Annotated in this window: 7 protein-coding genes and 1 pseudogene; 6 read left to right on the top strand and 2 right to left on the bottom strand. The window is 71.1% G+C overall.

Annotation, left to right across the window (positions count from 1 at the left end):
- A pseudogene (locus tag B9S61_RS38005) lies at positions 1 to 209 on the bottom strand (hypothetical protein); the annotation flags it as partial.
- 264 nt (positions 210 to 473) lie between these two features.
- Here B9S61_RS38005 and B9S61_RS38000 point away from each other — a divergent pair.
- The 5 genes from B9S61_RS38000 (at position 474) to B9S61_RS37980 (ending at position 6,686) form a co-directional block, all read left to right on the top strand.
- On the top strand, positions 474 to 1,667 hold the full coding sequence (locus tag B9S61_RS38000; RefSeq protein ID WP_181007726.1) for an argininosuccinate synthase: 1,194 nt from the start codon (positions 474 to 476) through the stop codon (positions 1,665 to 1,667).
- Positions 1,668 to 1,765: 98 nt separating this feature from the next.
- Positions 1,766 to 3,196: an argininosuccinate lyase gene (gene argH, locus B9S61_RS37995; protein ID WP_103546232.1), complete on the top strand. Its 1,431-nt coding sequence runs from the start codon at positions 1,766 to 1,768 to the stop codon at positions 3,194 to 3,196.
- A 188-nt stretch (positions 3,197 to 3,384) separates the two neighbouring features.
- The gene (locus B9S61_RS37990) at positions 3,385 to 4,356 is read left to right on the top strand and encodes an aldo/keto reductase (protein ID WP_103546231.1); all 972 of its coding nucleotides are present in this window, start codon (positions 3,385 to 3,387) and stop codon (positions 4,354 to 4,356) included.
- Positions 4,357 to 4,443: 87 nt separating this feature from the next.
- Complete coding sequence (locus B9S61_RS37985) at positions 4,444 to 5,013, top strand: TetR/AcrR family transcriptional regulator (protein ID WP_219820011.1); 570 nt, start codon at positions 4,444 to 4,446, stop codon at positions 5,011 to 5,013.
- Entirely contained in the window at positions 5,010 to 6,686 is a 1,677-nt protein-coding gene (locus tag B9S61_RS37980) for an MFS transporter (protein ID WP_258040100.1), read from the top strand. The genes B9S61_RS37985 and B9S61_RS37980 overlap by 4 nt, the downstream gene beginning before the upstream one ends.
- 112 nt (positions 6,687 to 6,798) lie before the next feature.
- On the opposite strand, the gene B9S61_RS37970 is transcribed toward B9S61_RS37980, so the two are convergent.
- On the bottom strand, positions 6,799 to 7,470 hold the full coding sequence (locus B9S61_RS37970) for a 1-acyl-sn-glycerol-3-phosphate acyltransferase (RefSeq protein ID WP_103546228.1): 672 nt from the start codon (positions 7,468 to 7,470) through the stop codon (positions 6,799 to 6,801).
- Between the two features lie 414 nt (positions 7,471 to 7,884).
- On the opposite strand from B9S61_RS37970, the gene B9S61_RS37965 reads away from it, so the two are divergent.
- Positions 7,885 to 9,054, top strand: coding sequence for a glycerophosphodiester phosphodiesterase (locus B9S61_RS37965; RefSeq protein WP_103546227.1), 1,170 nt, complete (start codon positions 7,885 to 7,887; stop codon positions 9,052 to 9,054).
- The last annotated feature ends 162 nt before the right edge of the window (positions 9,055 to 9,216 follow it).

Below are 9,216 nucleotides of genomic sequence, written 5' to 3'. Positions count from 1 at the left end.
GCGGGGACCGCGGGCAGCCGCGGGGCGACGTCCGGGCAGGAGATGGTGCCCGGTCCCGCCAGCGTCCGGGCGTCCGCCTCGGCGCCGTCCCCGGACGACTCGCCGGCGAGGGCGGTGCCGGCGATCACCGCTCCGGTCAGTGCCACCGCGGCGGCACCGCCGATGAGGCCGACGCGGCGCTTGTTGTACTTCGGAAGAGCCCTGGACATGCGGATGCCTCACTCGGGATCGGGGGTGCGGCCTGGTGTCTCGGGTGTGTCGGGTGCTTCGGATGTCCCGCGGGGGAGCGACGCGGCGCCTGCGTCGGGGAGGGATACGGGTAAGAGGTTTCGCGCGTTCATCCGTCCTCCGGATCGCGGCCGCACGTGGCCCGGATCCGGGTCTCCCGGGTCCCCGGAGGAGGCGGATTGACGAATCATGCGGACTCCTGCATACTCATGCATATCAAGCGAATGCACTGTGAGGAGAAACCCGTGACCGAGCGCGTCGTACTCGCCTACTCAGGCGGTCTGGACACCTCCGTCGCCATCGGCTGGATCGCCGAGGAGACGGGCGCCGAGGTCATCGCCGTTGCGGTCGACGTCGGCCAGGGCGGCGAGGACCTGGACGTCATCCGCAAGCGCGCCCTCGCCTGCGGCGCAGTCGAGGCCGAGGTCGCGGACGCCAAGGACGAGTTCGCCGACGAGTACTGCCTCCCGGCGATCAAGGCCAACGCCCTCTACATGGACCGCTACCCGCTGGTCTCCGCGCTCTCCCGGCCGACGATCGTCAAGCACCTCGTCGCCGCCGCGCAGAAGCACGGCGCGAGCACCGTCGCCCACGGCTGCACCGGCAAGGGCAACGACCAGGTCCGTTTCGAGGCCGGCATCGTCGCCCTCGCCCCCGACCTCAAGTGCATCGCCCCGGTCCGTGACTACGCCATGACCCGCGACAAGGCCATCGCCTTCTGCGAGGCCAAGGGCCTGCCGATCGCGACCACCAAGAAGTCGCCGTACTCCATCGACCAGAACGTCTTCGGGCGTGCCGTCGAGACCGGCTTCCTCGAGGACATCTGGAACGCGCCGATCGAGGACGTCTACGAGTACACGCAGAACCCGGCCGTGCCGCGTGAGCCCGACGAGGTCGTCATCACCTACAAGGAGGGTGTGCCGGTCGCCATCGACGGCAGGCCCGTCACCGTCCTGCAGGCGATCCAGCAGCTCAACGAGCGCGCGGGCGCCCAGGGCATCGGCCGGATCGACATGGTCGAGGACCGCCTCGTCGGCATCAAGTCCCGCGAGGTGTACGAGGCGCCCGGCGCCATCGCCCTGATCACGGCCCACCAGGAGCTGGAGAACGTCACCGTCGAGCGTGAACTCGCCCGCTACAAGCGGCAGGTCGAGCAGCGCTGGGGCGAACTGGTCTACGACGGCCAGTGGTTCTCCCCGCTCAAGCGCGCCCTGGACGGCTTCATCACCGAGGCCAGCCAGCACGTCAACGGCGACATCCGGATGACCCTGCACGGCGGCCGCGCCGTCGTCACCGGCAGGCGCTCCGAGTCCTCGCTGTACGACTTCAACCTGGCCACGTACGACACGGGCGACACCTTCGACCAGGCCGCGGCGAAGGGCTTCATCGACATCTACAGCCTGTCGTCGAAGATCGCGGCGCAGCGCGACCTCGCGTGACCGTCTGACGGACCCTCACGCGCAGTAGCCTGACAGCCGCCTCCTCACCCGACCGTGGGGAGGCGGCGGCACATCCGGAACCCTCGAGGAGCACGCAAGTGAGCAGCAACAGCGGTGACGTACGGCTCTGGGGCGGCCGTTTCGCCGACGGTCCCGCCGAGGCCCTGGCGAAGCTGTCCGCGTCCGTCCACTTCGACTGGCGGCTCGCGCCCTACGACATCGCCGGCTCGCGCGCCCACGCCCGCGTGCTGCACACGGCGGGGCTGCTCACCGAGGACGAGCTGACCCGGATGATCGCCGGCCTCGACCAGCTGGAGGCGGACGTCGCCGACGGCTCCTTCACCGGCACCATCGCCGACGAGGACGTCCACACCGCCCTGGAACGGGGCCTGCTGGAGCGGCTCGGCCCCGACCTCGGCGGCAAGCTGCGGGCCGGCCGGTCCCGCAACGACCAGGTGGCCACCCTCTTCCGCATGTACCTGCGTGACCACGCCCGCGTCATCGGCGGCCTGATCGCCGATCTCCAGGACGCGCTGACCGGCCTGGCGGAGGCCCACCCGGATGTGGCCATGCCCGGCCGCACCCACCTCCAGCACGCCCAGCCGGTGCTCTTCGCCCACCACGTCCTCGCCCACGTCCAGGCACTGTCCCGGGACGCCGAGCGGCTGCGCCAGTGGGACGAGCGCACGGCGGTGTCCCCGTACGGATCCGGAGCGCTCGCGGGCAGCAGCCTCGGCCTGGACCCGGAGGCGGTCGCCAGGGACCTCGGCTTCGAGCACGGCAGCGCGGCCAACTCCATCGACGGCACCGCCTCCCGTGACTTCGTCGCCGAGTTCGCCTTCATCACCGCGATGATCGGCGTGAACCTCTCCCGGATCGCGGAGGAGGTCATCATCTGGAACACGAAGGAGTTCTCCTTCGTGACCCTGCACGACGCCTTCTCCACCGGCTCGTCGATCATGCCGCAGAAGAAGAACCCGGACATCGCGGAGCTGGCGCGCGGCAAGTCGGGACGCCTCATCGGCAACCTGACGGGACTGATGGCCACTCTCAAGGCCCTCCCGCTCGCCTACAACCGCGACCTCCAGGAGGACAAGGAGCCGGTCTTCGACTCCATCGACCAGCTGGAGGTCCTGCTCCCCGCGTTCACCGGCATGATGGCCACCCTCACGGTGCACCGCGAGCGCATGGAGGAGCTGGCCCCGGCCGGGTTCTCCCTGGCCACCGACATCGCCGAGTGGCTGGTCAGGCAGGGCGTGCCGTTCCGCGTCGCGCACGAGGTCGCCGGCGAGTGCGTCAAGACCGCCGAGTCCGAGGGCAGGGAACTGGACGAACTCACCGACGACCAGTTCGCGAAGATCTCCGCCCACCTCACCCCGGAGGTCCGCTCGGTCCTGAACGTCCCGGGTTCTCTGGCCTCCCGCGACGGCCGGGGCGGCACGGCTCCGAGCGCCGTCGCGGTCCAGCTGGCGGAAGTGAAGACGAACGTGGCGGCCCAGCACGCCTGGGCGAAGGGCAAGAAGCAGTAGGGCGACATCCCCGGGGGCGCGGGGCGGTGTCCATGGGCGGCTCCGCCGGGTGGGCGCGAAGCACCACAACGCACCCGCAGGTGCGCAGCAAGTACCGGGCTCTTCGGTGCCCCGGTTCCCCGAGCGGAGCGACACCGCGGGTTACGTTGGTCGGAACGCCGTAACCGGACCGACCGACGGAGCCCGCGATGCCCTTCGCCCGACTGGCGACAGCGACCACCCCCACCTGCCACATCGGCCTCGGCCTCGCCGCGATCGGCCGCCCCGGCTACATCAACCTCGGCCGGGACCACGACCTCGGAGAGGACCGAGGCGTCGAGACGCTGCGCGCCCGCACCCACGAACTCCTCGACGCCGCCTACGCGCAGGGCGTGCGCTACTTCGACGCCGCCCGCTCCTACGGCCGCTCCGAGGAGTTCCTGGCCGACTGGCTGCGGAAGAGGACGGACGTCGACGACGTCGTCATCGGCAGCAAATGGGGCTACACCTACACCGCCGACTGGTCCACCGACGCCGAACGGCACGAGGTCAAGGATCACTCCCTCGCCGCCTACGAGCGTCAGCGCGCCGAGTCCGACGCGCTGCTCGGCGACCGGCTCGACCTCTACCAGATCCACTCGGTGACCCCGGACAGTCCCGCTCTCTCCGACAAGGAACTGCACGCCCGGCTCGCCGAGGCCGCCGCCCAGGGTCTCACCGTCGGCTTCTCCACCAGCGGCCCGGCCCAGGCGGACGCCATCCGCACCGCCCTCGCCGTCACGGTCGACGGCGAACCCCTCTTCCGTACCGTGCAGGCCACCTACAACGCCCTGGAGACCTCCGCCGGGACCGCGCTCGCCGAGGCCCGTGACGCAGGGCTCACGGTGATCGTCAAGGAGGGCATGGCCAACGGCCGGCTGGCCGCGCCGGACGCCCCCGAGCCGCTGCGCGCCGTCGCGGACGAGACCGGCCTGGGCGCCGACGCCGTCGCCCTCGCGGTCGTCCTGCGGGAGCCCTGGTCCGGCGTCGTCCTCTCCGGTGCGGCGACCACCACCCAGCTCGCCTCCAACCTGCACGCCGCCGCCGTCGACCTCACCGACGACCAGCTCTCCCGCCTCGCCGCCCTGGCCGAGGAGCCTCGGGCCTACTGGGAACGGCGCGGACAGCTGCCCTGGCACTGAGCGGTCACCCCGCCGACGCATCGCCAGCCGTGAGACGCGTACGCCTTGAATGAGACAGTCATGTCTCACATGCGGTACTGTCGTCTCATGGCTGTCGATCGTGACCACGTGCTGCGCAGCGCCGCCGCCCTGCTGACCCGCAGGTCCACCGCGACCATGGACGAGGTCGCCCGGGCCGCCGGGATCAGCCGCGCCACCCTGCACCGGCAGTTCGCCGGGCGGGAGGCGCTGGTGCGGGCGCTGGAGGAACTGGGGATCGCGGAGTGCGAGGCCGCCCTGGAGGCCGCCCGGCCCGACGAGGGGTCCGCCACCGACGCCGTACGCCGCCTGGTCGCCCGGATCGAACCGCACGCGGGCCTGCTCGCCTTCCTCTACTCCGAGAACCAGCTGTTCGAGGGAGAGGAGCAGAACGAGGGCTGGGCCAGGATCGACGAGAGCATCGCCGGGCTGTTCCGGCGCGGCCAGACGAGCGGCGAGTTCCGTATCGACCTCACGCCGGCCTGGCTCACCGAGGCGCTCTACGGGCTGCTCGCCTCCGCCGCCTGGGCGGTGGCCGAGGGCCGGGTGGCCCCCAAGGACTTCACCCACATGATCGTCGAGCTCCTGCTCGGCGGTGTACGACGCACCGGCAGCCCCGCACAGAGGAACGCGACATGACCAGCGTCCTGCGGCCGGAGACCACGACCGAGGAGATGAAGCGTCCGGGCCGGTGGCTCGCGCTCTCCGTCCTGGTGCTCGCCGTGCTGCTGGTGGCCGTCGACGCGACCGTCCTCGGCCTGGCCACCCCCTACATCAGCGAGGACCTCGCCCCCGCCGGCAGCCAGTTGCTGTGGATCGGCGACGTCTACTCGTTCGTCATCGCCGGCCTGCTGGTCTCCATGGGCAGTCTCGGCGACCGTATCGGCCGCAAGCGGATCCTGCTCTACGGTGCCGCCGCGTTCGGCGCGATATCCGTGCTCAACGCCTACGCCCACACACCCGAGCTGATGATCCTCGCCCGGGCGCTCCTCGGCGTCGCCGGCGCCACCCTGATGCCGGCCACCCTCGCCCTGATCCGCAACCTCTTCCACGACCCGCGTGAACGCAGCCTGGCCATCGGCATCTGGGGCGCGACCGCTTCCGCGGGCACCGCCGTCGGGCCGGTCCTGGGCGGGTTCCTGCTCGAACACTTCTGGTGGGGCTCGGTCTTCCTGATCAACCTGCCCGTGATGGCCGTCCTGGTGGTCGTCGGCATCAAGCTGCTCCCCGAGTCGCGCACCGCCGACCCCGGGCCGTGGGACATGACCAGCGTGGTCCTGTCACTGGCCGGCATGATCGGTGTCGTCTACGCGGTGAAGGAGACCGCGAGCCACGGCGTCACCTCGCCCGCCATGGCCGCCGGACTGGTGGGCGCCGCCGCCCTGTACGCCTTCGTCCGCAGACAGCTCACCCTCCCGGCACCGCTGCTGGACATGCGGTTGTTCCGGCACCGCGGATTCAGCGGCGCGGTACTGGCCGACCTGCTGACCATCCTCGGACTCTCCGGGCTGGTGTTCTTCCTGTCGCAGTACCTGCAACTCGTCCAGGGCCGCCGCCCGTTCGAGGCCGGCCTGGCCGAACTTCCCGCCGCGATCGGGGCGGTGGCGGCCGGCCTCCTCGCGGGCCGCGCCGCCCGGCGCTTCTCGGTGCGCTCGGTCGTCGCCGGCGGACTGGCCGCCATCGGCCTGTCCCTCGCCGCGCTCACGGTGATCGGCCAGTCCACCGGATACCCGCTGCTCGGTGCGGCCCTGCTGTTCGTCGGTCTGGGCGCCGGCTTCTCCTTCACGGTGACCGCCGACGTGATCCTCTCCAGCGTGCCCAAGGAACAGGCGGGCGCCGCCTCCGCCGTCTCCGAGACGGCGTACGAACTCGGCGCGGCCCTGGGCATCGCCGTGCTCGGCTCCATCGTGACGGGCGTCTACCGCGACTTCACCGGCCCGGCGGGCACCCCGGCGGAGGCCCACGAGTCCCTGGGCGGCGCGGTGGAGGCGGCCTCCCGCCTGCCCGCCACCATCGCCGACCCCATGCTGGAAGCGGCCCGCCAGTCCTTCGTGGACGGCCTCACCCTGGCAGCGGGCACGGGAGCGACGGTCCTCCTGACAGCGTCAGCAGCCGCATGGTTCATGCTGCGCGACCAACACCTGGACGACAAAACGCCTGACCAACCCACACCAGGAACCACGCAAAACCCCCGCGAACGCGAGGAACCGCACAACCAGCCCCAACACACCCGCACCGCACAACATGCGGCTGGTCAACCTCCCTCAGGGGCGCGGGGAACTGCGCGATCAACCCCAACACACCCGCACTGAAGACCATGCGGCTGATCAGTCTCCCCAAGGGGCGCGGGGAACTGCGCGACCAGCCCCAACACACCCGCACCCGCACACCGACCCCAGCCACCCCACCCGCACAAGCGCAGCGCTACGCCGCCTTCGCCTTGCTCGCGTACATGTCCACGTACTCCTGCCCCGACAGCCGCATGACCTCGGCCATCACCGAGTCGGTGACCGCCCGCAGGACATAGCGGTCGCGGTCCATCCCCTCGTAGCGGGAGAACTCCATCGCCTCACCGAAGCGGACCGTGACCTTGCCCGGCCGGGGCAGACCCGCGCCGCCGGGCTGGAGCTTGTCCGTGCCGATCATGGCGAACGGCACCACGGGCGCGCCGGTCATCAGGGTGAGCCGGGCGATACCGGTACGGCCCCGGTACAGCCGGCCGTCGGGGGAGCGGGTGCCCTCGGGGTAGATGCCGAACATCCGGCCCTCCTCCAGCACCCGCCGCCCGGTCATCAGCGCCGCCACCCCGCCCCGGCCGCCGTCGCGGTCGACCGGGATCATGCCGACGCCGGTGAAGAACCACGCCATCAGCCGGCCCTTGAGCCCCTTGCCGGTGACGTACTCGTCCTTGCCGATGAAGACGACCTGCCGGTCGCAGACGAGCGGCAGGATCATCGAGTCGATGAACGTCAGATGGTTGCCGGCCAGGATCACAGGACCGTCACCCGGGATGTTCTCCGCGCCCTCCACCTGTGGGCGGAACATCAGGCGCATGATCGGACCGAGCACTGCCTTGATGAGCACGAAGCGGGACAACGGGCCCTCCGGTGGGAAGCGGACGTGGGTGAATGCCGTATGAGTCTGTGCAGGTGAGGACATTACTCGCGGCCCAGGGGGTTGCGCACATCGGGCTCGTGCGAGTTCACCGAGGTCTTACCTGCTTTTGACCCGGGTTCATCTGCGGCGCCCGCCCGTGGGCGGCGGGAAACACGGCTGTCACGCTGTGACGGAAGTCGCCCGGGCCGGCGCACAGCGGCGGGTGCCCCCACCCGTGGGGCCCAATCGGACGAGCCGTCACATCCCCGCCGGAATACGACAGACGTACGTCATCCGTATGAGGGGCGTACGACATCGAACCTCACCCGTGTGTTCGGCCCGGGGTCTCCCGTCCGTCATCGACGCGCACCTACGATCGGCCCGCACCGGACGAGCCGACACCAGGAGGCACTCATGGCAACGCGGGAGTCGAACGAGCAGGCGGGCGGAACCGGACGGCGGGCCCTCCTCGGCGCGGCGGTGCTCGGCGCCTCCGGATCGGTCCTGGCGCTGGGTGGCACGGCGAGAGCGGCCGGCCCCCGGCCCGGCGGCGGCCGGGGGCTGAAGGACCTGCCGGTGCCGACGATCATCGGGCACCGCGGGGCCAGCGGCTACCGGCCCGAGCACACCCTCGGCGCCTACCAGCTCGCCCTCGACATGGGGGCGGACATCGTCGAGGCCGGTGACCTCGTACCGACCAGGGACGGCCACATCGTCTGCCGGCACGAGCCGGAGATCGGCGGCACGACGGACGTCGCCGACCACCCCGAGTTCGCCGGCCGCCGCACCACCAAGACACTGGACGGCGCCTCCGTCACCGGCTGGTTCACCGAGGACTTCACCCTCGCCGAACTGAAGCGGCTGCGCGCCGTCGAGCGCATCCCCGCCAACCGGCCGCACAACACCCTCTACGACGGCCGCTGGGAGATCCCCACCTTCGACGAGGTGCTGCGCTGGCAGGACGAACAGACCCGCAAGCGCGGCAAGCAGGTCTGGATCTACCCCGAGACCAAGCACCCCACCTACTTCCGCGGCCTCGGCCTCGGCCTGGAGGAGCGGGTCGCGAAGGTGCTGCGCAGGCACGGCAAGCACCGCCGGAACTCGCCGGTCATCCTCCAGTCGTTCGAGCCGAGCGGAGTCCAGCGGCTCAGCAGGCTCGTGGACAACCCGCTCGTGGTGCTCCTGTCCGGTGCGAACAGCCGCCCCTGGGACTTCGTCGAGTCGGGCGACCCGCGCACCGTCGCCGACCTCGTCACCCCCGAGGGTCTGAGGGAGATCGCCTCCTACGCCCAGGGCATCGGCCCCACCCTCGACCTGGTCATCCCGCGTGACAGGAACGGCAGGCTCACCCGGCCGACCACCCTGGTCCGCGACGCCCACCGGGCCGGCCTGATCCTGCACCCGTACACCATGCGCAACGAGAACCCCTTCCTGCCCGCCGACTTCCGCCGGGGCACCGACCCCGACGCCTACGGCGACGTCTTCGGTGCCTACCGGACGTACTTCGCCACCGGCATCGACGGCGTCTTCACCGACAACCCGGACACCGGACTGCTGGCCCGCGAGGACTTCGTCAACGGCTGACCCGTTTCACCCCCGTAGGGGTGAGTCCGTGCCGCTCCGGGCAACCCTGCCCGGAGCGGCCGAGTCGTTGCGCGTATGACATCCGAACCGGTCACGGCGTACGAGCTGGTCGTCTCCCTCCGTCCGCTGCTCGGCGCGGAGGCCGCCGCCGAGGCGCCCGGC

It is taken from the genome of Streptomyces sp. SM1 (assembly GCF_002910825.1).
In the GTDB taxonomy this organism is placed as follows: domain Bacteria; phylum Actinomycetota; class Actinomycetes; order Streptomycetales; family Streptomycetaceae; genus Streptomyces; species Streptomyces okerensis.
This window is presented reverse-complemented; position numbering and strand designations above follow the sequence as displayed.